Origin of the sequence: Qipengyuania sp. 902 (assembly GCF_051195295.1) — a bacterium.
GTDB lineage: Bacteria > Pseudomonadota > Alphaproteobacteria > Sphingomonadales > Sphingomonadaceae > Qipengyuania.
Genome location: NZ_JBNJLJ010000001.1, coordinates 550829 through 577753, shown reverse-complemented (window position 1 = coordinate 577753; position 26925 = coordinate 550829). Strand labels below are relative to the sequence as shown.

Annotated in this window: 26 protein-coding genes; 8 read left to right on the top strand and 18 right to left on the bottom strand. The window is 64.4% G+C overall.

Translation table 11 applies throughout. From position 1 onward, the window contains the following. Window positions 1–374 precede the first annotated feature (374 nt). The gene (locus ACSH0F_RS02810; RefSeq protein WP_435199689.1) at window positions 375–1001 is read left to right on the top strand and encodes a PilZ domain-containing protein; all 627 of its coding nucleotides are present in this window, start codon (window positions 375–377) and stop codon (window positions 999–1001) included. Between the two features lie 19 nt (window positions 1002–1020). On the opposite strand, the gene msrB is transcribed toward ACSH0F_RS02810, so the two are convergent. The 4 genes from msrB to ACSH0F_RS02790 form a co-directional block, all read right to left on the bottom strand. Next, window positions 1021–1518 (bottom strand): peptide-methionine (R)-S-oxide reductase MsrB, encoded by a 498-nt coding sequence (gene msrB / locus ACSH0F_RS02805; RefSeq protein WP_435199687.1) that lies wholly within the window; start codon window positions 1516–1518, stop codon window positions 1021–1023. A gap of 90 nt (window positions 1519–1608) precedes the next feature. Then, window positions 1609–2949, bottom strand: coding sequence for a cytochrome P450 (locus ACSH0F_RS02800; RefSeq protein WP_435199685.1), 1341 nt, complete (start codon window positions 2947–2949; stop codon window positions 1609–1611). Window positions 2950–3096: 147 nt separating this feature from the next. Then, on the bottom strand, window positions 3097–4305 hold the full coding sequence (locus ACSH0F_RS02795; RefSeq protein WP_435199681.1) for an ABC transporter permease: 1209 nt from the start codon (window positions 4303–4305) through the stop codon (window positions 3097–3099). Beyond that, a complete protein-coding gene (locus ACSH0F_RS02790) occupies window positions 4302–5303 on the bottom strand; it encodes an ABC transporter ATP-binding protein (protein WP_435199679.1) in 1002 nt (333 codons plus the stop codon). Before ACSH0F_RS02790 ends, ACSH0F_RS02795 begins: the two co-directional genes overlap by 4 nt. A gap of 37 nt (window positions 5304–5340) precedes the next feature. Between ACSH0F_RS02790 and queG the strand changes: the two genes are divergently transcribed. Next, complete coding sequence (gene queG / locus ACSH0F_RS02785) at window positions 5341–6396, top strand: tRNA epoxyqueuosine(34) reductase QueG (RefSeq protein WP_435199677.1); 1056 nt, start codon at window positions 5341–5343, stop codon at window positions 6394–6396. Here the strand turns inward: queG and ACSH0F_RS02780 are convergent. The 10 genes from ACSH0F_RS02780 to ACSH0F_RS02735 form a co-directional block, all read right to left on the bottom strand. Next, complete coding sequence (locus tag ACSH0F_RS02780; protein WP_435199675.1) at window positions 6374–7606, bottom strand: NAD(P)/FAD-dependent oxidoreductase; 1233 nt, start codon at window positions 7604–7606, stop codon at window positions 6374–6376. The two genes, queG and ACSH0F_RS02780, sit on opposite strands and share 23 nt — an antisense overlap. A gap of 57 nt (window positions 7607–7663) precedes the next feature. After that, window positions 7664–12370 carry an NAD-glutamate dehydrogenase gene (locus ACSH0F_RS02775; RefSeq protein WP_435199673.1) on the bottom strand — a complete coding sequence of 1569 codons (4707 nt, stop codon included), beginning with the start codon at window positions 12368–12370 and terminating at the stop codon, window positions 7664–7666. 167 nt (window positions 12371–12537) lie between these two features. Further along, window positions 12538–13515: an LLM class flavin-dependent oxidoreductase gene (locus ACSH0F_RS02770; protein WP_435199671.1), complete on the bottom strand. Its 978-nt coding sequence runs from the start codon at window positions 13513–13515 to the stop codon at window positions 12538–12540. Further along, window positions 13512–14345, bottom strand: coding sequence for a tetratricopeptide repeat protein (locus ACSH0F_RS02765; protein WP_435199669.1), 834 nt, complete (start codon window positions 14343–14345; stop codon window positions 13512–13514). The genes ACSH0F_RS02770 and ACSH0F_RS02765 overlap by 4 nt, the downstream gene beginning before the upstream one ends. A gap of 6 nt (window positions 14346–14351) precedes the next feature. Beyond that, window positions 14352–15092: an alpha/beta fold hydrolase gene (locus ACSH0F_RS02760; RefSeq protein WP_435199667.1), complete on the bottom strand. Its 741-nt coding sequence runs from the start codon at window positions 15090–15092 to the stop codon at window positions 14352–14354. Window positions 15093–15149: 57 nt separating this feature from the next. Beyond that, window positions 15150–16226: a M48 family metallopeptidase gene (locus tag ACSH0F_RS02755; RefSeq protein WP_435199665.1), complete on the bottom strand. Its 1077-nt coding sequence runs from the start codon at window positions 16224–16226 to the stop codon at window positions 15150–15152. Between the two features lie 4 nt (window positions 16227–16230). Further along, a complete protein-coding gene (locus tag ACSH0F_RS02750) occupies window positions 16231–17322 on the bottom strand; it encodes a YjgN family protein (protein WP_435199664.1) in 1092 nt (363 codons plus the stop codon). A gap of 75 nt (window positions 17323–17397) precedes the next feature. Continuing rightward, window positions 17398–17592, bottom strand: a complete 195-nt coding sequence (locus ACSH0F_RS02745; protein ID WP_435199662.1) for a helix-turn-helix transcriptional regulator — start codon at window positions 17590–17592, stop codon at window positions 17398–17400. Next, window positions 17589–18206: a hypothetical protein gene (locus tag ACSH0F_RS02740; protein ID WP_435199660.1), complete on the bottom strand. Its 618-nt coding sequence runs from the start codon at window positions 18204–18206 to the stop codon at window positions 17589–17591. Before ACSH0F_RS02740 ends, ACSH0F_RS02745 begins: the two co-directional genes overlap by 4 nt. Beyond that, complete coding sequence (locus ACSH0F_RS02735; RefSeq protein WP_435199658.1) at window positions 18203–18385, bottom strand: hypothetical protein; 183 nt, start codon at window positions 18383–18385, stop codon at window positions 18203–18205. The genes ACSH0F_RS02740 and ACSH0F_RS02735 overlap by 4 nt, the downstream gene beginning before the upstream one ends. A 114-nt stretch (window positions 18386–18499) precedes the next feature. Here ACSH0F_RS02735 and ACSH0F_RS02730 point away from each other — a divergent pair, with 114 nt between their 5' ends. Together ACSH0F_RS02730 and ACSH0F_RS02725 are read left to right on the top strand one after the other, a co-directional pair. Further along, complete coding sequence (locus ACSH0F_RS02730) at window positions 18500–19471, top strand: IS1595 family transposase (RefSeq protein ID WP_435199656.1); 972 nt, start codon at window positions 18500–18502, stop codon at window positions 19469–19471. A gap of 239 nt (window positions 19472–19710) precedes the next feature. After that, on the top strand, window positions 19711–19878 hold the full coding sequence (locus tag ACSH0F_RS02725) for a hypothetical protein (protein WP_435199654.1): 168 nt from the start codon (window positions 19711–19713) through the stop codon (window positions 19876–19878). On the opposite strand, the gene ACSH0F_RS02720 is transcribed toward ACSH0F_RS02725, so the two are convergent. After that, a complete protein-coding gene (locus ACSH0F_RS02720; protein ID WP_435199652.1) occupies window positions 19875–20027 on the bottom strand; it encodes a hypothetical protein in 153 nt (50 codons plus the stop codon). The genes ACSH0F_RS02725 and ACSH0F_RS02720 overlap by 4 nt on opposite strands. Here ACSH0F_RS02720 and ACSH0F_RS02715 point away from each other — a divergent pair. Continuing rightward, window positions 20026–20355, top strand: a complete 330-nt coding sequence (locus ACSH0F_RS02715) for a hypothetical protein (protein ID WP_435199650.1) — start codon at window positions 20026–20028, stop codon at window positions 20353–20355. The genes ACSH0F_RS02720 and ACSH0F_RS02715 overlap by 2 nt on opposite strands. A gap of 333 nt (window positions 20356–20688) precedes the next feature. Here ACSH0F_RS02715 and ACSH0F_RS02710 read toward each other — a convergent pair whose 3' ends face one another. Beyond that, complete coding sequence (locus ACSH0F_RS02710) at window positions 20689–21003, bottom strand: hypothetical protein (RefSeq protein ID WP_435199648.1); 315 nt, start codon at window positions 21001–21003, stop codon at window positions 20689–20691. Here ACSH0F_RS02710 and ACSH0F_RS02705 point away from each other — a divergent pair. The 3 genes from ACSH0F_RS02705 (at window position 20993) to ACSH0F_RS02695 (ending at window position 25752) form a co-directional block, all read left to right on the top strand. Continuing rightward, window positions 20993–22654: an alkaline phosphatase D family protein gene (locus tag ACSH0F_RS02705; RefSeq protein ID WP_435199646.1), complete on the top strand. Its 1662-nt coding sequence runs from the start codon at window positions 20993–20995 to the stop codon at window positions 22652–22654. The genes ACSH0F_RS02710 and ACSH0F_RS02705 overlap by 11 nt on opposite strands. 322 nt (window positions 22655–22976) lie before the next feature. After that, on the top strand, window positions 22977–24998 hold the full coding sequence (thrS, locus tag ACSH0F_RS02700; RefSeq protein WP_435199644.1) for a threonine--tRNA ligase: 2022 nt from the start codon (window positions 22977–22979) through the stop codon (window positions 24996–24998). Window positions 24999–25005: 7 nt separating this feature from the next. After that, window positions 25006–25752 (top strand): sulfite exporter TauE/SafE family protein, encoded by a 747-nt coding sequence (locus tag ACSH0F_RS02695; protein WP_435199642.1) that lies wholly within the window; start codon window positions 25006–25008, stop codon window positions 25750–25752. 9 nt (window positions 25753–25761) lie between these two features. Here the strand turns inward: ACSH0F_RS02695 and ACSH0F_RS02690 are convergent, their stop codons facing one another. After that, window positions 25762–25890, bottom strand: a complete 129-nt coding sequence (locus tag ACSH0F_RS02690; protein ID WP_435199640.1) for a hypothetical protein — start codon at window positions 25888–25890, stop codon at window positions 25762–25764. Between the two features lie 34 nt (window positions 25891–25924). Further along, the gene (locus ACSH0F_RS02685; RefSeq protein WP_435199638.1) at window positions 25925–26917 is read right to left on the bottom strand and encodes an agmatine deiminase family protein; all 993 of its coding nucleotides are present in this window, start codon (window positions 26915–26917) and stop codon (window positions 25925–25927) included. Window positions 26918–26925: the final 8 nt, after the last annotated feature.

Genomic DNA, 26925 nt, shown 5'->3' with positions numbered 1-26925 from the left:
TCGGATCATCTGCTGCGTCTCAGGGGACCAAGTAGCGCCAGGCTTGTGTAATTTTCGTGTAAGCCGGCGCGGAACTCTACAGCCGTAGAGGGGATGACCGGGAACGACAAAAAGCCGCTTTATCAATATCCTTCCGAGGCTTAGGGCAATCGCGGTAATTCGCGGTATCCCACTCCGTTAGACTTAAAATCCCCTGAGCTTTGCTCGTGCGGGTTCGAGTCCCGCCACCCGCACCATCGGCGTCCGCTTGGCCTTGGACCGCCTTATCCCCGTGTTAACCCGTAGAAGCCTATTTCCCATGATTGAACGCCGTTCGGGATAGAGGATTTCGAACGGACAGTTGTGAGCCGTGAGCGATTTGGGGTTGGGCGAACATGGATTTCACGGCGGGGCATCTTGCTGCCGATACGAACACCGACAACGGAACCGAGAAGCGTACTGCGGAACGCTACACCTCGCTGATCCGTGCGGCGAAGCTGGTTTGCGGACAAGGCGAATTCGTCTGCGTCATTCGCGACGTATCGGCGACCGGGGTCAGTATTCGCACGTTCCACGCGCAGCCGACCGACGCTGCGATCGCCCTGGAACTACAGAACGGCGAGAGCTACGAGCTGACCAAGGTTCGTTCGCGCGACTTCGATGCCAGCTATAAATTCGTGGAAAGGGTCGATGTCGATCGCCTTATCCAGGAAAACTGGAGCTTTCCCAAGCGCCAGCTGCGGCTCAACATCATGATGCCGGTCACCGCCTCGACCCTGACGCAGAAATCGAATGCCTTCATCACCAACATCTCGCAGCAAGGCGCGCGGCTCGAATGCGACAATGTCTTCGCAGTCGACCAGAGCCTGCGGATCACAAACGAATTCCTGAAGGAGACGCGCTGCAAGGTGCGCTGGCGGCGCGATGCGAATTATGGTCTCGCCTTCGAGAACTTCCTCTCGCTGCGCGAATTCGGCCTGCTCGCCGCGCGGGTGCAGTGCCCGATCCTGCTCAGGAACTGAGTCGGTAGGTCTGGCCCGATCAAGCGGAACGGAAGTCCATCGCGACGCCGTTGATGCAGTGCCGCTTGCCGGTCGGCTTGGGACCGTCGTTGAAGATGTGTCCCAAATGCCCGCCGCAGTCGGCGCAGTGCACTTCGGTGCGCGGATAGCCGATCTTGTAATCGGTGCTGGTGCCAACCGCGCCCTTGTCGATCGGGGCCCAGAAGCTCGGCCAGCCGGTCCCCGACTCGAACTTGGTTCTCGATGAATAGAGCCGGTTGCCACATCCAGCGCAGGTGAAGGTACCGGCACGCTTCTCCTCATTGAGCGGCGAGGAATAGGGCCTCTCGGTCGAGGCATTGCGCAGCACGGCGAACTCGCTCTTGGTCAGCTTCTTGCGCCACTCCGCCTCGCTGAGATTGACCGGGAAGGTCTTCGCCTCGGCCCGGCCAGACCCGCATGCGGCGAGCGCAGCGAAGCTGGCAGAGGCACCGATCCAGCCTAGGAAACCGCGGCGAGTGGGTACGGTCTTGGTCATCGTGTCTCTATTCATGATCCGGAGACGCTAGCGCCCCGCATCTGAACTACGCTTGAAAGCTGCCCAAGGTTACAGGCGCGGACCTCGGACTTAGAACTCGGTGATCTCGACTTCGAGCTTGCGGAATCCGTGCACGAAGTTCGCTCGCACGCGCTCGATGTCGCCCGCGACATGCACGCGGATGCGGCGCTTGTGCATTTCCTCCAGCAGGATACGCAGCTGCAGCTCGGCCAGCCGCGCTCCGACGCAGCGGTGGATGCCGTAGCCGAAGGCGATGTGCCGCCGTGCATTCTCGCGCGTAAGGTCCAGCTTGTCGGGGTTCTCGAACACCTCTTCGTCGCGATTGGCGCTGAGATACCAGAGTACGACCTTGTCGCCCTTCTTGATCGTCTGACCGAACACTTCGGTGTCCTCGGTGCAGGTGCGGCGCATATGCGCCAGCGGGGTCTGCATGCGGAGCATTTCCTGTACCGCATTGGGGATCACATCGGGGTTCTGTTCGAACAGCTTGCGCTGGTCGGGATTCTTGTCGAGCTGGTAGACGAAACCGCTCATCGAATTGCGGGTCGTGTCGTTGCCGCCGACGATCAGCAGGACGAGATTGCCCATGAATTCCTCGGGGCTCATCTGGTTCATTGCAGGCGAGTGGATCATCATCGAGATAAGATCGTCGCCCGGTTCCTTGTCATGCGTGCGCTCGACCCACAGCGACTGGAAGTACGCGCCCATTTCGCGTAGAAACCCCCAGCGCATTTCGTCGAGTTCGCGGACCGAGGCAAGCTCGGTGTCACCCGACCAGTCCGACCAGAAGGTCAGCAGGCGGCGGTCCCCCCAAGGGAAACCGAAGAGGATGGCAAGCATGCCGGTGGTGAGCTCGATCGAGACCTTGTCGACCCAGTCGAACACCTCGCCGCGCGGCAGGCTATCGAGCAATTCGCCGGTGCGCTGGCGGATCTCGGGTTCCATCTCCGACATGCCGCTCGGCGTGAATTTCGGGGCAACGGTCCGGCGCTGGCCGGTGTGCTGGGGCCGGTCCATGGCGATGAACATCGGCAGTTCCCGGCGCCCCTCAATACCGGACGCCGCCAGCTCTTCTTCCGTCAAGCGGTTGAGGATGGTAATCCCGCCATGCTCCCAGCTCGAGGAAAATACATCCGGCAGGGCCTCGATATGCTGGATCGCCTTATGGCCGACCACCGCCCAGTACGGGCCGAAGGGGCTTTCGGGAATGTAATGCAGTGGCCCCGCCTCGCGCATTTCGCGAAAGATCGGGTGCCAGGTGTTTTCGGCATAGATGTCGCTGCGGCTGACATCCCATTTGTGCGGATGCTGGAGGCGCTGCTCCGGATGGTCTTTGAAATGCTTCTTCAGCGCATCGTAGGCAGTCGGCTCGGAGCGGACTTCGGGGCGGGTGACAGCGGCAGTAGCCATGGTTCTCTCCTCGTCGGAGCGACTCTGCCATGCGGTCGCTCTCTTCGTTGCGCATCCTGCCCTAACTGACATTGGTGTCAACAGTGCGTTGCGAATCGGAACCTATTTATTGCAGAAATCGGCGTCGCGCTTGTCGGGATGCGACAGTCAGGCGGTTTTTGTCCCGCCGACATGCCCTTTCACCGCGCGCCCCGCCTTGCCGGATTTCATCACCCGGCGCTTGAACAGCAGCGCACCGAAGCTGACGAACAGCACGACGCACAGTGCCTGCCACACCAGCGCCAGCGCATGCGGCCACAGTGCGTCGGACTGCGCGGCGCGGGCGAGCATGGCGAAGGGCGAGGACAGCGGGAAAATCGCCGCGGTCAGTTCCAGCGGAGAGCCGGGCGTGGTGATCGCGGCAGCGGCCAGGAAGAACACCAGCAGCTGCATCATGGTGACCGGCATGGATAGCGTCTGCACCTCGCGCACGGTCGCCGCCATCCCGCCGATCGTCAGGAACAGTGCACCGAGCAGCAGGTAACCCATCGCGAAATAGGCGATGCCGAGCGCAATGAAAGCCGGCCATCCGAGCGCAGGCTCGGGCAATTGCGGCAGCTGGTTGCCGAGCAGCAGGGCGGCAACTCCGCCGAAGCTCGCCCAGACCGCGATGCCGACGAAACTCACGCCGAGCATGGCGAAGAGCTTGCCGAGGAACACGGCGTCCATCGGGATGGCCGCGGCGAGGACTTCGATGACCTTGTTGGCCTTTTCCTCGACCAGGTTGGACAGGACCATCCCGGCCAGCAACATCATGAGGAGAAACAGGATCAGCTGGCCCGCCTGCGCAGTCCGGATCCGTTCGCTGCGCGAAGTAGCGGCACTTGAGGCCACCGGCTCCGTCGCGATGTCCGGAAAACTGCTGGGCGAACTGCCGTTGGCCGTCGCCGCCAGCAGGGCGACGGGGCCGCGCCAGCGTTCGATCTGGTCTTCGGGCGCCACGACCACAGGGGCGTCCAGCGTTCCCGTCACGACCGCAGCGAAATTCGTACCTTTGCGCTTCAATATGTCTGCGGGAGGCTCGCCGCTCGCATCGGGCACCAGCCGCGGCAGATAGCCGATCTGGTCGGAAAGCGCGTCCGAGGCTGTCTGGAGCGCCGCCGTGTCGGCCTCGCTCATCGCGACTGCCACGAGGTTGGCCGCCACGTCGCGCTGTACCTGGCCGCCGATGCCGCCTGCCAGCGCACCGATGACCAGCGGGAACAACGGGCCGAGCAGGAAGAAGAAGAACGCCCGGCTGAACAGGATCGCGCGGAAATCGCGCCGGGCGACGACGCGGGCGGCTTCGAACAGCGAGAGGCGGGTGGTTTCGCTCATCGGCCAGTCTCCAGCGCGTTGTCTTCTGCCAACGCACGGGCCGCGGCCTCTCCGGCGATTTCGACGAAAGCGTCGTGCAGCCCGGCACGCTCGATCGAGAGCGAGAGAATGCCCGCGCCGCCGTCGATCAGGCGCTTGAGCAGCGTCTCGATCCCGCTGTCGGGGACCGGGAAGTACCAGAAGTGATTGCCGCCTGCTTTCGCGTCGTGGCGCGCATCGCCCGGCAGGGCGGAGCGCCAGTCGCCGGTGTCGACCTTCGTTTCGAGCCGCACCTGCGCCGGGATCCGGTCGCGCGCTGCGTCGACCGATCCGGCATAGGGCACCCTGCCGCCCGCAATGATCGCGACCTCGTCGCAGAGGCGTTCGGCATGGTGGATGACGTGAGTCGAAAAAATCACCGTGGTCCCGCTCTGCGCCAGTTCGCGGATCATCGCTTCTAGCTTGCCCTGGTTGATCGCATCGAGCCCGCTGAACGGTTCGTCGAACACCACCAGCTTCGGGCGGTGCACCAGCGTGCCGAGCAATTGCACGGTCTGCGCCATGCCCTTGGAAAGCTGACGGATCTGGCGGTCCACCGCATGGCCGAGCCCGTGCCGTTCGAGCAGGTCCCGCCCGCGCGCCTTGCCTTCGTCCAGCGGCAGCCCGCGCAAGGCGCCGAGGAAGGCAATGGCCTCGTCGCATTTCATCGCTGGATAGAGGCCGCGCTCTTCCGGCAGATAGCCGATCAGCTTGGCGACTTCGTGCGGGCGGTCGTGGCCGAACACACGGCGCACGCCCACGTCCGGGTCGATGATACCCAGCAGCATGCGCAGCGTGGTCGTCTTGCCCGCGCCGTTCGGACCGAGGATGCCGTAGATCGCACCTTCGGGTACGGAGATGTCCACCCCGCCCACCGCCAGCGTGTCGTCGAAGCGCTTGACGAGGCCGCGCGCCTCGATGGCGAGTTTCGCCGCGGGGTCTGCAGGGGGTCGCGTCATGAAGCCGGTCTCGGTAAGCATCGTGTCAGTCTAGTCCTCGCAAGTGAACGGAGCATAGGTGACCGGGGTTAATTCGCAGTTGCAGGCGGACTTGCGCGAGGAAGCGGCGCGGCTGGGCTTCGTCGCCTGCGGCTTTACCTCGGCCGCGCCCGACCGTGCGCGCGCCGAGCGGCTGGAGGATTTCCTGGGCGAAGGCCGCCATGGCTCGATGGAATGGATGGAGGCGCGAAAAACCCAGCGCGCATCGCCGCAGGGGCTCTGGCCCGAGGCGCGGAGCGTCATTGCGCTCGGCATGAGCTACGCGCCCGACGGCGACCCGCTGGCGCTGGAAAGCGAGCCGGAAAAGGCGCGGATTTCGGTCTATGCGCAGGGCCGCGACTATCACGATGTGGTCAAGAAGGCGCTGAAAGCACTTGCCCGCTGGCTGATCGCGCGGGAGCCGGAAAGCGAGCTCAAGGTCTTCGTCGACACCGCGCCAGTGATGGAAAAGCCCTTGGGCGAGGCGGCGGGGATCGGCTGGCAGGGCAAGCACACCAATCTGGTCAGCCGCGAGCACGGCAGCTGGCTGTTCCTCGGCGCGATCTATTCGACGCTGCAATTTGAGCCCGACGAGCCGCATGCCGACCGCTGCGGCAATTGCCGCGCCTGCCAGGATGCATGCCCGACCGATGCTTTTCCGAGCCCTTACCGGCTCGACGCGCGGCGCTGCATTTCCTACCTCACCATCGAGCACAGGGGGCCGATCCCGGAGGAATTTCGCGCAGCTCTCGGCAACCGTATCTACGGCTGCGACGACTGCCTCGCCGTGTGTCCGTGGAACAAGTTCGCCGATGCCGCGCACCGCCATCTCAAGCTCGCCCCGCGGGAGGAGCTGATCGCGCCGGATCTCGCGCGCTTCCTGCAATTCGACGACGCCGGCTTCCGCCAATTCTTTTCCGGATCGCCGATCAAGCGGATCGGGCGGGATCGCTTCGTGCGCAACTGCCTTTATGCGGCGGGCAATAGCGGACAGGAGGCGCTCGTGCCGATGGTGCAAGCTCTGGCCGAGGATCCCGACCTGGCGGTGGCCGACGCCGCGCGCTGGGCGCTGGTCAGCTTGACGCCATCTCCTTGAGCTGCGTCTCGCTATCGGCGAGCAGCTCCGGATCGATCTGCGCGCGGTCGACCACCAGCTTGCGACCCTGCACGTAATCCTTAACCGAATTCACGCAGTCGAGCGCAATTACCCGGCCCTCTTTCAGATAGACCACGCTAAATTTCGATGCTGTTGGATCGCCGCGCAGTACGGTGCTGTCGTAACCGTTGGAGATGCCGACGGTCTGGAGCTTCAAATCGTACTGGTTGGACCAGAACCACGGCACCGCGTTGTAGTCCTGCTTGTCACCCATGATCGCCTTGGCGGCGCAGCTCGCCATGTCGTTGGCATTCTGCACCGATTCCAGCCGCAGCACGGCATTGTCGGCGAAGGGATTGGCGTGGCTCGCGCAGTCGCCGATCCCATAAATGTCGTCGAGCGTCGTGCGGCAAAAGCTGTCGACATCCACCCCGTTGCTGCCAGCCGCTCCGGCAGCGATCAGCGGACCGACGGAGGGAACGATGCCGATGCCGACAAGCACCACGTCGCAGGCGATCCGTTCGCCATCGGCTGTGACGACTTCACCGGCCTTGCCGTCCTGCACCTCGATCCGCTCGACCGCAGTGTCCAGCCGCAGGTCGACGCCTTGAGCGCGGTGATACTCGGCATAGAAATCCGATAGTTCCGGACCCGCGACGCGCGCCAATACGCGGTCGAGCATCTCCAGCACGGTGACTTCGCAGCCTAGCTTTCGCAGGACGGCAGCGGCTTCCAGCCCAATATAGCCTGCACCGACGATGACTGCGCGCCGCGCCCCGCCGTCGATCTCGGCCTTCAGCGCATCGACATCGCGCCGCGTGCGGACATAGTGGATGCCCTCCGCATCGCAGCCGGGGCAAGACAGGCGCCGCGCGTCGCCGCCACCGGCCCAGATCAGCTTGCGATAGGTAACCGCGCTGTCGTCCGACAGTGAAAGCTCGTGCCGCACGGGGTCGATTTCGTTGACGTTGCAGCCCAGCCGCAGGTCGATATTCTTGTCGGCCCAGAATTTCTCGGGCCGGATCATGATCCGCTCGAACGGCTTGTCGCCGGCGAGATATTCCTTCGACAGCGGCGGGCGCTCGTAGGGTGGATTGCGGTCGCGGCTGACCATGAGGATGCTGTCCTCATGGCCGTTCTGGCGCAAGGCGATCGCGGCCTGGGCACCGCCGTGCCCCGAACCCACTATGACGACGTCGTAATGCTCCATCGGCGCTGTGGCTGGCGGGAAAACGCCTGCCGGTCAAGCGTAGCGGCGCCGGGGCCGCTACCGCCCCAGAAGGTTGCGCGCCATGCTGGCCACTTGCGCGAGCATGGCCGGGGCGACCGGCGACTGGGCCTGCGCGCGGGCGATCATCGTGCGGAAACCGCGCACCGCCACATCCTGTTCGTCGGCCCATTTCTCCACCGTGCCGGGCATGTCCTTCTTGGCATCCTTGCGGCGCGAAAGACGGCGCAGCAGTTCCAGCCGCATCTGCTGGAAATCGCGGGCGAGGCCCGAGACAAGCAGGCGCTCCCAGACATCCGACGGGCTCATCATCGCAGCGGTGGACTGCGCCCAGTCTAGGCCCAGACGGCGCCCGATTTCGGTGAAGCCGAGCGTCAGCCCCTTCGGCTCGATACCCGTGTCGCTGGCCAACTGGGCGAGACCGACCGACCCGTCGAGGTCGTAGAGATGGCTCACCCTGGCGGCGAATTTCTCCGGCGCTCCCGCTTCGGTCAGTTGCGCCTCGAGACGCGCGGATTGCTGGCGCGATTCGGCCGAGAGGAGCTGGTCGGTCGCTTCTGCAAGCACGCGAACGCCCTTGCCCAGTTCGGCAACGAGTGCGCTCGGATCGACCTTGCCCGATGCGCTGCGCAGCACGTCCGACATCAGATTGCCGACCGCTGCGGCCAGCCGGTCGAACAGCGTCAGGCGCGCCTGTTCCGACATGTCGGCCACATCGATTTGCGCCCACAATTCTTCGAGGCCGAACAACTCCTCGCACGCCACGAAAGCCGCGGCGACCTGCGACAGTTCGACGCCCTCTTCCTCGGCCAGTTCGAAGGGATGGATCGTGCCCAGCCGATTGACGATCTGGTTCGCGAGCTTGGTCGCGATGATCTCGCGGCGCAGCCGGTGGCCCGAGATCTGCGCCTTGAACTTCTTTCGCATCGGCTCGGGAAACGCTTCGAACAGCGTGCTTTCGAGCAGCTTGTCGTCGGGCAGGTCGCTATCCTCGATAGCGGCCTGTAGCACCAGCTTGGTGGAGGAAAGCAGCACGGCGAGCTCCGGACGGGTCAGCCCCTGCCCATCGGCTGCGCGGCGAAGGAGCGTCTGGTCGTCGGCCAGCCCTTCGGTTCGCCGGTCGAGATTGCCGCCGGCTTCCAGCGTTTCGATGATGTGACGCTGCGATGCCATGGCGCGGTCGCCGCCGATCTCGGCAATGGAAAGCGCAAGCGCCTGGAGGCGATTGTCTTCCAGCACGAGGTCGGCGACCTCTTCGGTCATCGATTCGAGCAGTTCGACGCGCTTGGGTTCCGACAATTTGCCTGCCCGCTTGGCTGCGGCGAGCGCGATCTTGATGTTGACCTCGTTGTCCGAGCAATCGACTCCGGCGGAATTGTCGATGAAGTCGGTATTGCTGCGCCCGCCGATGTGGGCGAATTCGATCCGGCCCGCCTGCGTGATGCCCAGGTTCGCGCCTTCGCCGATCACCTTGGCGCGCAGTTCGCGCCCGTCGACGCGCAGCGCATCGTTCGCCGGGTCGCCGACCTGCACGTTATTCTCATGCGCGGCCTTGACGTAGGTGCCGATGCCGCCGAACCAGATCAGGTCGACCGGCGCTTTCAGGATCGCGCTTATCAAAGCATCGGGCTCGATCTCGTCCTGTTCGATGTCGAGCTTGGCCTGCATCGTCTTCGACAACTTGATGGTCTTCGAGTCGCGCGGGAACACCCCGCCGCCGCGGGAGATCAGGTCGCTGTCGTAATCCTCCCAGCTGGACCGCGGCAGGTCGAACAGGCGCTTTCGCTCCTTCCAGCTTTTCGCCGGATCGGGATCGGGGTCGAGGAAGATGTGCCGGTGGTCGAAGGCAGCCACCAGCTTGATCGCCTTGGACAGCAGCATCCCGTTGCCGAAAACGTCGCCCGACATGTCGCCGCAGCCGACGACTTCGATGGGCTCGCTCTGCACGTCGACACCCATTTCGAGGAAATGCCGCTGGACCGATACCCAGGCGCCGCGGGCAGTGATGCCCATGGCCTTGTGGTCGTAACCCTTGGAGCCGCCGCTGGCGAAGGCATCGTCGAGCCAGAAATCCCGACTTTCGGCAATCGCATTCGCCACGTCGGAGAAGGTGGCCGTGCCCTTGTCGGCGGCCACCACGAAATACGGATCCTCGCCATCGGTGATGACGACGTCCTCGGGATGCACGACTGTGTCGTTGACGATATTGTCGGTGACCGACAGCAGCGTGCGGATGAAAATCTCGTAGCTGGCGCGCCCTTCCAGCGCCCAGCCCTCGCGGTCGATCGCGGGGTTCGGAAGCTGCTTGGGATAGAAGCCGCCCTTCGCGCCGGTCGGCACGATCACCGCGTTCTTCACGCGCTGTGCCTTCATCAGGCCGAGGATTTCGGTGCGGAAGTCGTCGCGCCGGTCGGACCAGCGCAGGCCACCACGCGCCACCGGGCCGGCGCGCAAATGGATTCCCTCGATACGGCGCGAATAGACGAAGATCTCGCGATAGGGGATCGGCTTGGGCAGGCCCGGCACGCGGGCGCTGTCGATCTTGAACCCGAGCGCTTCGCCTGCCGCCGGAGCAAAGGCATTGGTGCGCAGGATCGCATCAATCAGCGAATTGTAGAGCCGCAGCAGGCGGTCATCGTTGATCGCCTTGACCTTCGAGAGGCCGCGCTTGATTGCGGCGCGCGCATCCTCGATCGCCTGTTCGCGGCCGCTGCCGAACTCGGGGTCGTGCCGTGCTGTGAACAGCGCGACGAGGGCGCGTGTCACATCGGGCGCGGCGGCCAGCGCGTCAACCACGGTGTAGATGGTGAAGCCCATGCCGACCTGCCGCAGATAGCGGTAGAAAGCGCGCAGCCAGTTGGCCTCGCGCGCCGACAATCCGGCCTCGGGAACGAGCCGGTTGAAGACGTCGTTTTCCGCCTCGCCGTTGAGCACAGCGGCGATGGCTTCCTCGATCGCATCGGCACGCTCGACCAGCGCGGCCGGGTCGCCGCCCGGCTTCAGCTCCAGCCGGAAGTCGTGGATCGTACCAAGCCGTCCGTCGTCGAGTACGGTCGGCATTTCCGACTGCACGTGAAACCCGAAATTCTCCAGCGCGGGTACGCCCTCGGACAGCGGCAGGCTGCCTTCGGACTGATAGAGCTTCAGACGCAGGCAGGTCTCGGCCTCGCGCTCGCACTGATACATGCGCGCACCGCGGGCGATCTCTTCGCTTTCGGCGCTGGCGCCGAGCCGGTGGAGTCGTACGATATCGAGCGCAGCCTCCTGCGGCCCGAAACGGCCCCGGAAGGCAGTCGGGAAACTTTCGGCAAAACGCATGGCAAGCGCGGCGGCCCGCGGCGGCTCCTCGGTCTGGCCGAGCTCCGCCTCGACCGCTTCGCTCCAGCCGCGCAGCAGTGTTTGCAGGCGTTCTTCCAGAGCCACCTCGTCGGGGGCACCCGAGCCGTCGCGGATGTCGAGGACGAAGCGTAGCGTCGCGACATTGCCACCCTCGACTTCGAGGCTCCAGTCGAGCAGGCGTGCAGCGGCGGTATCTTCGAGCAGCGCCTGTATCTCCAGCCGCACCTGCGTGGCCAGCATGTCGCGCGGCAGCCAGACGAAGGCGAAGAGGTGGCGCGCCAGCGGCGCCTCCACCAGCGCCAGGCGCGGGCGGGGGCGGTCGACCAGGCTCATCATGGTCGTCGCGACGCGGTCGACGTCCTCTTCCTGGAAGCCGATCATCAGATCGTGCGGCAGCGTGGTCAGCGCATGGACCAGCGCCTTGCCCGCGTGGCCGCCCTCGTCGAAGCCATAGCGATCGTAGAGCCGTTGGAGTTGTTCGCGCAGGCGCGGGACGGCGCGCGGCGGCGCGGCCAGCGCGGCGCTGGTCCATACCCCTGCGTGGAGCGAAAGCGCGACCAGCTTGCCGCCTTCGCGCAACGGCACGATCAGCACGTCGAGCGGAACCCGCCGGTGGACCCGGCTCAAGTGATTGGCCTTGATGACCAGCGGCACGCGGGTGTTCTTTGAATCGTCGAACCAGGCGAAGGCGCGGTCGAAAGACGCCTCGGCGAGCAATTGCTCGGTGCTGGTGCGGCAGATGCCCAGCGGATCGTCCTGCGTGCCGTCGCGGTGCCGGGTCACATGGCCGAGCTGCGTCAGCATGCCCGAATTGAGCCATTCGAGCAGCGCCGCGCCCTCTTCATCGACATCGGCGATGCGGTTGGCATCGGCGGCCATGGCGTCTTGCAATTTCGGCCAGTCTTTGACCGCGGCGCGAACGTCTTGCAGCGTTTCGACGATGCTGTCCTCGAGCTGGCGGCGCGTTTTAGCATCGACGCGCGCGGTTTCGAGATAGATCATCGATTCCCAATAGGCATCCTCTGGATCGCCCTCGGGGATGGCTTTGAGCACGCAATCCTTCTTGCGCTCCACCGGGACAACCGGATGGACGAGATGGTCGATCGAGAGGCCGAGCGCGGCAATCGCCGCTGCCAGCGAATCGACGAGGAACGGCATGTCGTCATTGACGATGGCGATGCGCGTAAAGCGGCGGTCTTCGGTCGCGCTTTCGACATGGATGGCAGGCTCGCCGAATTCGCGCTGATAGGCCGTTTCGCCGAGGAAACGCGCGGCCTCGTCCATCTTCGCATCAGTTATCGGCGTGTCGCCGCGCAGCAGCGACTGGCGCATGCGCTCCACCAGCTCGGCGTGCAGTTTCTTGGACAATGTGCCGGATTTGGCTTTGGCGGCGCTCTTCGAACCCATGGGGACCTCTCGCAGGATCGCGTAGTATCGTTACTTCGCCGCGCAATTTTCGACTCATGCGGCGAAGATGTCAGAGGCCGCGCCTAGGCCCCTTGTCGGCGCGTCGCAAGGTGGCACATGCGCATACGTGCATTCCTATGCAAAACGGCGGGTTACGCTACGGCGCGTCAGGGCTGGAGCGCGTCCATCGCGAGTTCGAGCGAGCGGATGCGCGCCGCAGCGTCATAGGTGCTGCCGCCGAAAACAATCTCGTCCGCACCGGTGCGGACGACGAAGCTCTCGACCGTTTCGCGGGCCGTTGCGGGCGTGCCGATCGCGCTCGCCTGGCCGATATGTGCGAGCATGGCCTGCGCCTGTGCGGGCAGGCTATCGCGGAAATTCTTGACCGGCGGGGGAAGCTTGCCCGGTCGCCCGGTGCGCAGTGCGACGAAGGCCTGCAATTGCGAGCTGGCAAGGTATTCCGCTTCGTCTTCGCTGTCGGCGACGAACAGGTTCATTGCCGCCATCACATGCGGCTTTTCGCAAGCCTCCGATGGCTGGAAGTCGCGGCGATAGAGCTCCAGCGCGGCATCGAGGTGATCGGGCGCGAAATGGCTGGCGAAGGCGTAGGGCAGGCCGAGTTTCGCGGCGAGCTGCGCGCCGAACAGGCTCGATCCGAGCATCCAGAATTCTGGCTCGGCCCCGCGTCCCGGCGTGGGGTGGATCGCCCCTTCGCCCTTCATGAGCGCCATCAACTCGACCACGTCCTGCGGGAACATTTCGGCGGCGCGGTGCAGATCCTTGCGCAGCGCGCGCTGCAATTCCGGCCCCGCTCCCGGAGCGCGGCCGAGGCCGAGGTCGATGCGGCCGGGGAACAGCGCGTCGAGCGTGCCGAATTGCTCGGCGATCTGGAACGGCGTGTGGTTCGGCAGCATGATGCCGCCCGATCCGATGCGGATGGTGCTGGTGGCATTGCCGATATGCGCGAGCACGACCGAGGTCGCACCGCCGGCGATACCTTCCATCGCGTGATGCTCGGCAACCCAGAAGCGCTTGCAGCCCGCGGCCTCGGCAGCCTTCGCAAGGTCGGTCGCGGCGGTCAGAGCATCGCCGACGCTGCCGCCTTCGCGAACGGGGACGAGGTCGAGGACGGAAAATTGGGTCATTGGACAAGTTGCTCCAGATAAGCGCGGGCGCGGTCGGCTTCTGTGCTGTCGGGTGCGACCAGCAGGACCGATTCGAAGCTGCGCCGTGCATCGTCGTCGCGGCCGGACAGGGCGGCAATCACGCCGGCCTCCAGCCCGATCGCGGGATCGCGCGGATCGATTTCGGCAGCGCGCTCGATCTGTTGCTGCGCCTCGCCCAGCCGATCGAGGCGGCGGGAGAGCGTGGCCGATAGCAACCATGCGCGCGCATTGCCCGGGTCCTCTGCGCGGGCCGAGGCGAGCGCCTCTGCCGCATCCTCCTGCCGACCCGCCGCTACCAGCGCGCGGGCGCGATCGACATGGAGGCTCGCGGCGAGAGCGCCGTCGCCCGCTGCCGTCGCATGGGTGATGGCCTGCGCGAACAGCGGCTCGGCAGTGGCAGGCTTATCGTCCGCCAGCGCGGCATTGCCGGCCATTGCCGCCAGCCGGGCGCGGTAGGCGGGCAGGGTATCCGGCGCTTCGGAACTGGCAGTCTCGAAGATCGTGCGCGCTTCGTCGTATCGCTCCAGCCTCACGAGCCCGAGCCCGAGACAATGGGCCGACTGGGCCAGTTCGAGATCGCTTTCCACCTGCACGCGCCAGGCTTGTGCGAAATCGAGCGCCTCTTCCGGCTCGCTGGCCGTCAGCGCCAGGCACCGCGAGAGATATTCGCTGCGCGGGGACGGCGTCGTCTCGATAACCTCGGCAGTCTCGCGCGGCGGACGATTCGCCAGTTCGTCGGGGACATCGGGGATCGCGCCGACGGATGGATTGGGGCCGACCTGCATGATCAGCAGGGCAAGGGCGGACATGAACACTCAGACGTCTCCGGAAAGCGATTCGACCGTGCGCAGCAGCAGGGCGATATCCTGCTCGCGCGACAGCCGGTGATCGCCGTCCTTAACCAGCAGCAACTGTACCGCGTCCGAACGCAGCACTTCAGCCAGCTTCATGCTGATCTGCCACGGCACGTCGGCATCGCGCTGTCCGTGGAGCAGGCGCACCGGCGCATCGATCGCGATTTCGCTGTCGAGCAATCGCCGCTGCTGCCCGTCGGCGAAGAAGCCGGGGTGCATCGGCGTGGGCTCGGGGCAATAGGAATTGGGATCGTAGACCGTCTCGCCTGCGCGTAATTTCGCCTTGTCTTCGTCGGAGCGACCCCATTCGGTGAAGTCGGGCGCGGAGGCGATGCCCGCCAGTCCGGCCAGTCGCTCGCCCAGTGCGATGCCGACCAGAAGCATCAGCCAGCCGCCCATGGATGATCCGATGACGATCACTTGCCCTTCGACCTGCGCCTCGATCAGCGCCAGCACTTCTTCTGCCCAGCGCGACAGCGTGCCGTCGGCGAAATCGCCCCCGCTCGACCCGCAGCCCGAATAGTCGAGCAACAGGCAGCCCTGCCCGCGCGCCTTGGCCCGGTCGAACAGCGCCGTCGCCTTGCCGCCATCCATGTCGGACATGTAGCCGGGCAGGAAGACGAGCGTCGGACCCGCGCCCGGCGTGTGGCGGAAGGCAATGCGCCGACCGTCGGGCATGGTGTGGAATTGCGTGTCGCTCATGGCGTCACGATGTCGAACCTCGGGCGGTCGAATGCAACCCCGGCTCCGTGCGAAGCGTCAGAAGAAGTCGAACTCCTCGACGTCGGGGTCGTCCTCGCACATCGACTGGAGCGCAACGAATTCCCGTTCGGAGAGGACCGGCGGATAGTCCGCGCCTTCCTTCGCCGCGTTCCTGTAGGCTCGCGCGCGTTCGCCCGCAGCGGGGTGGCTCGCCAGCCAGCCCGTCATTGCATTGCTCTCGCCATCGTCGCCATATTCCTCGGCCATGCGCTCGAAGAAACCCGCCGCTCCCAGCGGCGAGACATCGCTTTCGGCGAGGCGCGCGCGGGCATAATCGTCCGCCTCGCGCTCGGCATCGCGCGAATAGCCCATGGAAGCGACGCCGAAGACCGTGTCGCCGACGCCCGAATTCGCGCCCGCCAGCAGCACCGACATGCCGAACTGGCGCAGCAGCGCGGTCATCACATGCCGCTCGCGCACATGGCCGACCTCGTGAGCGAGCACACCGGCGAGCTCTTCCGGGCTTTCGGCCTGCTGGATAAGACCATCGAACAGCAGCACCTGCCCGCCGGGCAGCGCCACCGCATTGACCATGTCGATATTGGCAACGCCCGCATTCACCTGCGTCGTCGCCGGATCGACCTCGTCGAGCAGCTTAGCAAGGGCTGCGTCGCCTTCGGGCGTGCTACATAACCTTCCGCCGAAATCGCCGATCATCGCCTGGCCCAGATTGCGCTCCCAGCTTTCGGGCACGCGCGGGCCGAGCCATTCGGGCGCGGTCATGAAAAGCGCCACGGCAACCGCGCTCGCCGCGGCAAAAATCACCGCCGCCTTGCCGAGGCCCAGCCGGTCGATCCACGCGCCGTATTCGCTTTTCTCAGGCAAATGCCGCGCCAGCCCCGGCGGCATGTCGGCGGGCAGGGTCAGGCGGAAGTCGGTCTCGCTTTCGCGGCGATAAAAGACATGCTCCCCCCGCGTCTCGCCGAAGCGGAGGTCGTCGAGCGGCACGGCAAGCTGGCTGGTCGGCGCATCGAGCAGCAATTGCCCGCCGCCGTCCCAGCGCGCATGGCCCTCGTGCCGGACGGCCGAATGCCCGTCATACCAGCTGGCCGCGACCTGGAAGCTGTCGTCCATCGGCTCAGATCGCGCCCATGTCGAAGGCGTCGAGCAGGCCCTCGCCATGGCGTGCCGTCCTGGTGGTCGACTGAGTCAGTTCGTCGAGCAGGATTTCGCCGCTCGCCTCCAGGTGAGTGATGAAGAACTTCCAGTGCCGATAGGACAGGAAGATGAGGCCGATCCCGAGCGTGAAGACCACCAGCAGCGCATCGCCGACCAGCAGCTTGACCCACTCCAGCGTCGAAGCCTCGAAGCTGAAATCGAGATCCTTCCACCGCGTCGCGCCGACCACCTCGCGATAGAACTTGGCATAGAAAGCCACCGCAATCAGGCCGAGGCCGAGATAGAAAAACAGGATGAGGCCGATGATGCCGAAGGCGCCGCCCAGAGCCATGCCGTCCTCGCCGCCGATACCGTAGCCCGCAAGCATGCCCATGGCGGCCATGAACAATCCGCCGATGAAAAGAATGAACGGGGCGAGGTAGAATAGCAGGAAGCGGGCAAACACGCCGCCCGCTTCGGCACTGGCTTCGAAGCGATAGGGGCCGAAGCTCATCTTGTTCCAGCGCTCGTTCCACAAGCTGGTCATCGACCACGGAATCAGCAGGCCGAGCGGGAGCCAGCCGACGATCGTCTTCCACATATAGGACAGGCCGAACACGAAACCGGGATCGTCGCTCCCCCCGCGGATGCCTCGCCAGCGCGTGCGCGAGAGGCGATAACGCAGCGCGCGAAAGCGCGCGACGCCCATCAGGTAGAAGATCGCGACGAATGCCAGCACGCCCAGGGCCGCGCCGATCTCTTCGTAACCGCGCGCGATCAGCGCCTGCGCGCCGAAGGAGATGATGAAATAGGGCAGGCCGAAGAGGACCAGCACGATCATGAAGCCGAAGAACAGTTCCTTGCCCGTGCCTGCCCATTCGAGATGCTCGTCCACGAAGCGGCTGCGCGACCACAGATATTGCCGCTCGCGCGTAGTGGCCCAGAAGCGGTAGGTGCCGAGCGTGACGATGGTGAGCAGCAGATTGGTGAAGGCGATCGGCGCGAATTCGCGCCAAGTGCCTTCGAACACGAAAGCGCTTTCGCCGCCCTCGCCATCGTATTTCCCGTGCATGATGCAGTAAAACCCCTTCGATCCCGTCGCTGGATGCTCGGGGATCAAGGGGGCTGTGTCAATCAGAGCGAGCGACTATTCGTCGCGCTGGAAGATCTCCTCGATCGCCAGTTCGAAGACTTCGGCAATCCGGAAAGCCAGCGGAAGCGATGGGTCGTAACGCCCCGTCTCGATGGCGTTCACGCTCTGGCGGCTCACCTTCAGCAGGTCGGCAAGCTGCTGCTGGCTCCAGTCGCGTTCGGCGCGCAGCACCTTGAGGCGGTTCTTCATAGCGCGCCCCAGGTTCCGTAGCTGATGCGATTGGCAATCGCTCCGACGAACTGGCCGAAAAACCATGCGACCGCCCACCAATAGGCGTCGAGGTGGATGACGACGCCGGTCGATTCGAGGAAACCCCACAGCGTGGCGACGGCGAGTGCGAAGCCGGTGGCGATCAGGGCCTGGCGGACGATCAGCATGCGCAGGAATTCGTCCTTCTCCTCCACGATCAGGCGGCCGATGGCCCAGAACACGCCGATGATGGCGAAAGCGGGCAGGAGGGCCAGCGCGACGCGGGCGGCCGTCGACGGATCGCTATCGCTCAGTAACGATACCTGCAGCGCGATGGCGACCAGATAGGCGCTGCTGAATACCATGACCCGCTTGATGTAGCGTTGCTGCGCCTCGCCCTTGGCGCTGCACGGCCCGCGATTGTCTGCGGCCCGGTTGGCCGCGCGCATCGTCTGGAAGAACAGCGCTGCCGGAACGATCAGGAGGATCATGGCGGTGGCCGAATTGATCGCGTCACTCAGCGCCAGCCCCATGACCGCGCCGAAGCTGGCGAAGGTCAGCCCGGCCCAGAGCGGCACCGAACTGCGGAGCGCACTTTCGCTTCTATTGGTCACGAAAAGACGCCCTTGAGCGACGCGCAGCATTTGCCCGGCCGGATCGTCGCGATCGCCAGCGCCGGGAAGACGATCAGCAGCGTCTCACCCGCCGCGACGTCGATCATGCCTTGGGACACGCCGAGCGCGGTAAGCAACGTGGCAATGGCAAAGCCACTGGTAAGAATTGTGCGATTCATTGGTAAAGCTCCCTTGCTATGATGTAAAGCGTATTTGTCATACGGCGTTCATCATGTCAAGTAAACTCGACATTGTATACTTGACAAAGCAACGCAGATTGCTAGGGTGTGGGCATGGAAAACATCTACGCCCCTCGCTTTCAAAACGAAGACGCAGCCCGAGAGCATCTTGAGGCCCTTCACTGGCCGCACGGCCCCGTGTGCCCGCATTGCGAAAGCGCGGATGCAAAGCGGCTTCCCGCGCAGCGTGGGCGTAAGACAAAAGCCCATCCCGAAGGCGCGCTCCGCAAGGGCGTTGTCCAGTGCAACGCCTGCCGCAAGCAATACACCGTCACGGTCGGCACCGTATTCGAGCGCAGCAAGGTTCCGCTTCATAAGTGGCTGCTGGCAACACACCTGATCGTGTCGAGCAAGAAGGGCATTAGCGCCCATCAGCTTCACCGCACGCTAGGTGTTACCTACAAGACCGCTTGGTTCATGGCGCACCGCATCCGCGAAGCCATGACCGACACCAGCGACACGCCCATGGGCGGCGAAGGCGCGGACGTGGAGGTTGATGAAACTTACTACGGCAAGAACCAGCTTGTCCGCACGCCTAGCCGCATGCCGCTCCGCAACATGAACCGCATCGTCTCGCTTGTGGACCGCAAGACGGGCCGCGCTACCAGCATCGTCTTTACCGACACGTTCAATGCCGAGAACGTCGCAAAGCTTCTCTATACCCGCGTAGATCGCAAAAGCCGCCTGCTGACCGACGAAGCGCAAGCCTACAAGAAACCCGGCACGCAGTTCGCCAAGCACGTTCATGTGGCCCACGGTCGCGGCGAATACGTGAAGCGCGACGACTCGACCGCCCGCACGAACACCATCGAAGGCTTTTTCGGCATCTTTAAGCGCGGAATGCGCGGGATCTACCAGCACTGTGGCCAGCAGCACCTTGCCCGCTACCTTGCCGAATTCGACTTCCGCTATTCCAATCGTTCGGGACTTGGCATCAATGACGCGGAGCGCGCTGACATCGCTCTCAGAGGTATCAGCGGCAAGCGCCTGACCTATCGGCGGACTAACGAAGCGCGTTATGCCTAAGCAAAAGGCGCTTCATTTCCTGCGCTGGAAGAAACGCCGAAGTGGAAAACCTTAACGCGGGACCCTGATTCATTTTCGACTCGGACTAAATGAACAAAGCCCCGCCGGTCATGGGGACCGAGCGGGGCTTCCAACTGAGGGCATCGTGGGCCCACAGCCGAGTTCTAGAAACCGTCCTATGAGTCATGGGGCGGAGCCGGTCAAGCCTGCGATGTTCTCTTATTCAGAGGACCATTGAAATGGCTTCCAAACTTACTGACGACACCATCCGCAAGGTCTGGGAAATGCTCCGCAAGGGAGATCACCAGCACGATATTGCGGCACGCTTCGGCCTCAATCAGGGTCGCGTATCGGAGATCAACACCGGCAAGCGCGGTGGACATATCACCGGCTTGAGCGCGGCCTAGACTTGGGCGGGGTCGGCTTTCGAGTCGGCCCCGCTTTCTCTGTCGGCCCGCCGCCGTTTACCCAAAGGCGTGGTCGGTTCGTTTTTCTTCGGCGGGGTCGCAAGCATGCGCTTGAGAACCTCGTCTTCTTTGCAATCGGTGTCGTCCATGCCTCAAAGACCTTTCGAAGAGCGTTTTGAGCGCCCAGAATACATTTCAATTGCCATCATGGGCGAATTATCTCCCACACCGATAAATCTTGAAAGCATATTATGGGAGGAAGATTTACAGCCTGGGGACGCTAAAAGAAAAAATGCTCTTTATCTACCCAAGTGCCCTGTCTCGGAGAGAGATGAGGCGCTCGGACTTTATCTAGCAGAATGGAGCAAGGTCGAGCGCCGCATAAAGTCATTGATAGCGATCGTCATGCGCCAGTCGCTTGAGCAAACAACTGCCATAACCTCGCTCGGACTTAACATAAAACAAACACGCATCTGATCCTGTCTCAAGCTCCGATTTTCGTACAGGCCAAGGATATTTCACAACTGTCCAATTGGTTAGACTCCTTGAAAAAGGCCAATACTGCAAGAAACCGGATTGTACACGCCGATTGGATTTGCGAGCTAATGCTAAAAAGTGGCGAAAATGACGGCGCGGAAGTGGTCAATTGGCGATGGGTCAGGCAATACACCCCTGAAAGCCTAGCGGAGAGAGAATCTCTGAAAAATCGGGAAAAGTTGGCGATTAAAAAATATCATCGGACAGTTCCTCAGATCAAACAATGCGCGAGAGAAGCTCGCGACTTGTGCGCAAGAGGTGCCGATCTGACCATTATGCGATTTCTTGAAGAGCCGCCTGTAGAATAGCGCACACCAATTTTTCAAGCTGCGGCACGCTGAAGTCAGAACCACAACCAATATATGGATCGGCGGCGAGCAAGCCCGCCTCAATCATAGCTTCGGTAATTTCGATTGTCGGCCTGTCGCCGCTGTCATGTGTCATATCACTCTGCTTTGTCAAGTATACAATGTCGAGTAAACTTTCCAAAATGGAGCGCAGCCTTTCCAACAGTGTGGAAACGCTTGTCATGCAGGGGTCATCCGGCACAGGCAGCAGTACGAGTGAGGAGAAACAAATGATTGCCACCGAACCGCCTGTTGCCGCGAAGCTTCCGTCGCTCGATCGCCGGAGCCTGATCAAAGGCGGGGTGCTCGGCGCAGGCCTCGCCGGGATGCCGCTGGCCGCGCAAGCTCCGGGGCGCGGGTTCACGCATGGGGTGGCGAGCGGCGAGCCTGCGGCGAACGGCGTGCTGCTGTGGACACGGTTCGTCGCCGGGCAGGATACGCGGCTGACCTATGAGCTGTCGGAGAGCGCCGACTTCGCCACTATCGCTGCGGGCGGCACGGTCACGGCCAGCGCGGATAACGACTGGTGCTGCAAGGCGACCGCAAGCGGCCTTGCCCCGGCGCGCTTCTATTACTTCCGCTTCGTCGCGCCCGACGGTTCGATGTCCGATGTCGGCCGCACGAAGACGCTGCCCGAGGGGCCCACCGAGCGGTTCCGCATGGCGGTGTTCTCCTGCTCCAACATCGGCTTCGGCTGGTTCAACGCCTATGCCCATGCCGCCGAGGCGAACGCCTTCGACTGCACGCTGCATCTGGGCGATTATTTCTACGAATACGGCCCCGGCACCTATCCCTCGAATGACGAGGCCTTGTCCGGCCGCACGCTGTTCCCGGCCAAGGAGATCGTGAGCCTCGACGAGTACCGGCGCCGCTATGCGCTCTATCGCAGCGACCCGGATCTGCGTCGCCTCCACCAGATGTATCCGATGATCAGCGGTTGGGACGATCACGAGAGCGCGAACGATTCGTGGGAAGGCGGGGCGCAGAACCACCAGCCCGACAGCGAGGGCGAATGGTCGGTCCGTAAGGCAGCGGCGATCAAGGCCTATCGCGAATGGATGCCCGTCTCGGACGAGCCGTGGGCGGCTTACGAGATCGGCGATCTCGCTACGCTGTTCCGGCTCGAAACGCGGCTGACCGCGCGGGCAGAACAGTTCTCCTATGGTGATATCCTAACCGGCCAGACCTCCGCCGACGAGGCCTTGGCCGCGCTGACGGCGTTCCGCGAGGGCGACTATCGCGATGCCTCGCGCGAATTGCTCGGGGCGCGGCAGCAGGCGTGGCTGGCCGACGGTATGCGGCGCTCTGCCGGGGCGGGCAAACCGTGGCAGGTACTGGTGCAGCAGGTCCTGATGGGCAACCTCTCCACCGCGCCGGGGCTAACCGAGGGTTTGCCCGGCGATCTGCCGGACTTCATTCGCCAGCGGATCCTGGCAGGAGCGATGGCAGGGCGGGCGGAACTGCCGCTGAACATGGATGCGTGGGACGGCTATCCGGCCGCGCGCGAAAGGCTGCTGAAAGCCGCGCTCGATGCGAATGCGAACCTGATCAGTCTTGCCGGCGACACGCATAATGCCTGGGCTTTCGATCTCGACCACGCCGGTCAGTCGGTCGGCGTCGAGTTCGGGGTGCAGGGCGTTACTTCGCCGGGGCTCGAAAGCTATCTGTCGTTCATTCCGAAGGACCGGCTGGAGCGCGCGATCGTCGACCACAATCCGCAGCTTCAATGGATGGATTCGGCGCGCCGCGGCTATATGTCGGTGGAGCTCACGCCCGGCAGCGCGTCGAGCGAGTTCCGCTTCCTCTCCAGCGTGCGCGAGAAAGGTGCGGGCGTCTCGGCAACCCACCGCATCACCACGCTGGCAAGCAGTCGCAAGCTGCAAGCGACTTGAGAAGCGCAGGCATCCGCGCTATCTGTCCGGCCATGACGCAGCTGCGCTTCACCACCACGACTACCACCACCCCGGGTCTCCGGGGGCGGATGGTCGCGGCCTGAGCGCAACCACCGCCGCCCGGTTTCGGGTGGCGCGGCGTTCCTCTCGAAATCGGTTCTTCTTTGGGACGGCGCCAGCCCTCACCCCCTCCCGGCCCCTCGATAGAATAATCCGTGGGTGGCCGGGAGGGGGTGAGGGCCGGAACCGCCTCAAAACAAAAACGCCGCTTCAATGGCGCGCGCGCCTGTGTCATGGCGCGCCAAACGACGGACGAGATACGATGACGGAACTGCTCAAGATCAGCCTGCCCGACGGTTCGGTGCGCGAGATGGAACCCGGCAGCACGCCCGGCGATGTCGCCGCTGCGATCGGCCCCGGCCTTGCCAAGGCCGCCATCGCCGCGCGCGTGGACGGCGAACTGCGCGACATCAACCGCCCGTTCGAGGGCGATGCCGAGCTCGCATTGGTCACGAACCGCGACGAGGAAGATGCGCTCGAACTGGCGCGGCACGATTTCGCCCATGTTCTCGCCGAAGCGGTCCAATCGCTCTATCCCGGCACGCAGATCACCTTCGGCCCGGCGACGGACGACGGCTTCTATTATGATGTGAAGGCACCCGCCGACCGCGAGCCGTTCAGCATGGACGATCTCCCCGATATCGAGGAGGAAATGCGCCGCATCATCAAGGCCGACAAGCCGCTGCGCCGCGAAGTCTGGAGCCGCCAGCAGCTGATAGACAAGTGGGAAGCCGAAGGCGAGGTCTTCAAGGCCGAGTGGGCGAAGGAACTGCCCGAGAACGAGGAGCTGACGGTCTACTGGTCGGGTGAGGACTGGCTCGACATGTGCCGCGGCCCGCACCTCGCCAGCACGGGCAAGCTCGATCCGCAGGCCTTCAAGCTCACGCGCGTTGCCGGGGCCTACTGGCGCGGCGACCAGAACAATCCGCAGCTCACGCGCATCTACGGCACCGGCTGGCTCAACAAGAAACAGCTCAACGCGCATCTCACGCGGTTGGAGGAGGCCGCCAAGCGCGACCACCGCAAGCTGGGCCGCGAGATGGATCTGTTCCACTTGCAGGAAGAGGCGCACGGCAGCGTCTTCTGGCATCCCAAGGGCTATCGCATCTGGCGCGAGCTGGAGGCCTATATGCGCCGCAAGATGGACAAGGCCGGCTACCGCGAGATCAAGACGCCGCAGCTGATGGACGTGCGCCAATGGGAGCAGTCCGGCCACTGGGGCAAATATGCCGAGAACATGTTCGCCGTGCCCGACATGGTGCCGGAGGTTGAGGAGTTGGGCGATGGTCCAGCCAACCCCAGCGTCGCCACCGATGCGGACTGGATGGCGATCAAGCCGATGAACTGCCCGGCCCACGTGCTGGTCTTCAAGCAGGGCATCACCTCCTATCGCGACCTGCCGATCCGGCTGGGCGAGATGGGCTGCTGCCATCGCAACGAACCGCATGGCGCGCTCCACGGGCTGATGCGCGTGCGCCAGTTCACGCAGGACGATGCGCATATTTTCTGCACGGAAGATCAGGTGGTCGAGGAGGTGAAGGCCTTCATCGAACTGGCCGACCAAGTCTATCGCGACTTCGGCTTCACCTACGACGTCAAGCTCGCGCTGCGCCCCGAAAAGCGATTCGGTTCGGACGAGGACTGGGACAAGGCGGAGCAGGAATTGCGCGATGCCGTCGCGGTCAGCGACATGCAGGGCGAAGGCGACGGCAAGCTGGAAGAACTTCCCGGCGAAGGCGCCTTCTATGCGCCCAAGCTCGAATGGCACCTTACCGATGCGATCGGCCGCACCTGGCAGGTCGGCACGATCCAGGGCGACCGCGTGCTGCCCGATCGCCTCGATGCGAGCTATGTCGGCGAGGATGGCGAGAAGCACCGCCCGGTCATGCTCCATCGCGCGATCTTCGGGAGCTACGAGCGCTTCATCGGCATCCTCATTGAGCATTTTGCAGGACGTCTTCCGGTCTGGCTCGCGCCGGTGCAGGCGGTGGTGGCGACCATTGTCTCCGACGCCGACGACTATGCGAAGGAAGCGGTCGCCAAGCTGGAAGCAGCGGGCATCCGCGTCGAGAGCGACCTTCGCAACGAGAAGATCAACTACAAGGTGCGCGAACACAGCCACGCCAAGGTCCCCCACTTGCTGGTGGTTGGCAATCGCGAAGCCGAGGAAGGCACCGTCGCCATTCGCACGTTGGGCGAGAAGGAGCAGCGCGTGATGAGCCTCGACGAAGCAATCGCCATGCTGAAGGCCGAAGCGACCCCGCCCGACCTGCGCGAGGGCTAGGTCGCACATGGACCTGCTTGCGGGCTACGGCACGGCGACAGTCGTCGCCGCGCTGGTTGCCGCGTTCGGCTCGGCCTTCGTGCGCGGGCTGACCGGGTTCGGCATGGCGATCCTGCTCGTGCCGATCCTCGCGCTGGCGCTGACGCCGGTGGATGCCGTGCTGCTGACGAACTTCCTGTCGGTCTTCATCGGCCTGTCGGAAATCCGTCGCCAGCTGCGCGATGCAGAGCGCTCCGCCTGGGCGATCATCGGGCTTGTCATTGTGACGACGCCGGTCGGGCTGTTCCTGCTTGGCGCGACCACGCCGGATATCGCCCGCGTGGTTATCGCCTTCATCGCTCTGTCGGCCTTCGTCGCCATCCTCCTGCCGCGGCGCGGCGCGCTGGAGCATCATCCGGCGACCACGGGCGGGGTCGGCATATTGAGCGGACTAATGACCGGATATGCCGGCATGCCCGGCCCGCCGGTCGTGCCCTATTACGTGGGGCGCGACATTCCGCGCGCGGTGGCCAAGGCCTCCATGCTGCTGATCTTCACTTGCGCATCGTCTGCCGGGCTGGTGAGCGGCGCGGCGCTAGGCATGCTCGACTGGGCGCTCGCGCTGCTGGCGGCGCTGCTGTTCCCCGCCGTGCTCGCGGGCAACTGGCTGGGCAACAGGGTGTCGGGCCGGATCGAGGATCGCACTTGGCGCATCTGCGTGGGCGCGGTGCTGGGCGGCGCGGCGCTCGCCGCGCTATGGAGGGCGTTCGGCTGAGTTAGCGTGTCAGAAAGGCAGGACCGGCCCGGCGAGGGCCAGTGCGAGGCCGCATCCGCTCACGATCAGCGCGCGCGCGAGTTCGGTCGCCGAGATCGGGGCGACATGCGTGCGGGCGAGAGCGATAGCCTTGGCCATGCCGCCATTGTCGCGGCCAAATCCTAACGAAGCGTTAAAGGATGGCTCTCGCCGCGGGCATTTGCTGGCTGGCGCAATGGAAACCGCCCCCGCCGGCAAGCACGGCATCGGCCTTCAGGCCGACAGTCGCGCGGTCGGGGAAGAGCTCGGCAATGGCCGCCACCCCGTCCTCGTCATGCGGGCTGCCGAAGGTCGGCACGACGACCAGATGGCTGGTGATCGCAAAATTGGCGTAGCTGGCGGGCTCTACATGATCGCCGCCGGTGACGAGGCCGGGCGAGGGGATCTCGGCAACGGCAACCCCGGCGTCCTGTGCGCGCCGCTTGGCGTCGGCATAGACTGCGGCATTAGGATCGTCTCTGCCGGTCGCGCGCGGCAGGCACAGCGTATTGCGCCCGACGAAACGCGCGAGATTGTCGACGTGCCCGTCGGTATGGTCGTTGATCAGCCCGTCGCCGAGCCAGAGCACGCGTTCGAAACCGAGATCGCGCTGCAGCCGGGTCTCGATATCCTCGCGCGACAGCTGCGGATTGCGATTGGGGTTGAGCAGGCATTGCTCGGTCGTGACGACGAGGCCCGCACCATCGCCATCGATCGCCCCGCCCTCCAGGATCCAGTCCGACACTTCGAGCGGCAGGCCCGCATCCTCCGCCAGTTCCGCACCGACGGTCTGGTCGCCCTCCATCAGGAACTTGCCGCCCCAGCCGTTGAAGTCGAAGCGCCTCGCCAAGCGCTTGCCCTCGCGGTCGGCCAGCACGAGCGGCCCGGTATCGCGCAGCCAGACATCGCCATAGGTGCGGCGCTCGAGCTTGACCGATCCGGTGACCAATTGCCGCGCCCGCGCCTCGTTCGTCCCGTCGCGGACCAGCAGGCGAACCTCTTGCCCGCTTTCGGCTACTGCATTGGCGAATGAGGCCATCTGCTCCTGCGCGCGGGGCAGGACTTCGGGCCATTCGTCGGCATCGTGCGGAAAGCCGATCCACAGCCAGTCCTGCGGCGCCCATTCGGGCGGCATGGTGAAGGGCATGGATCGGC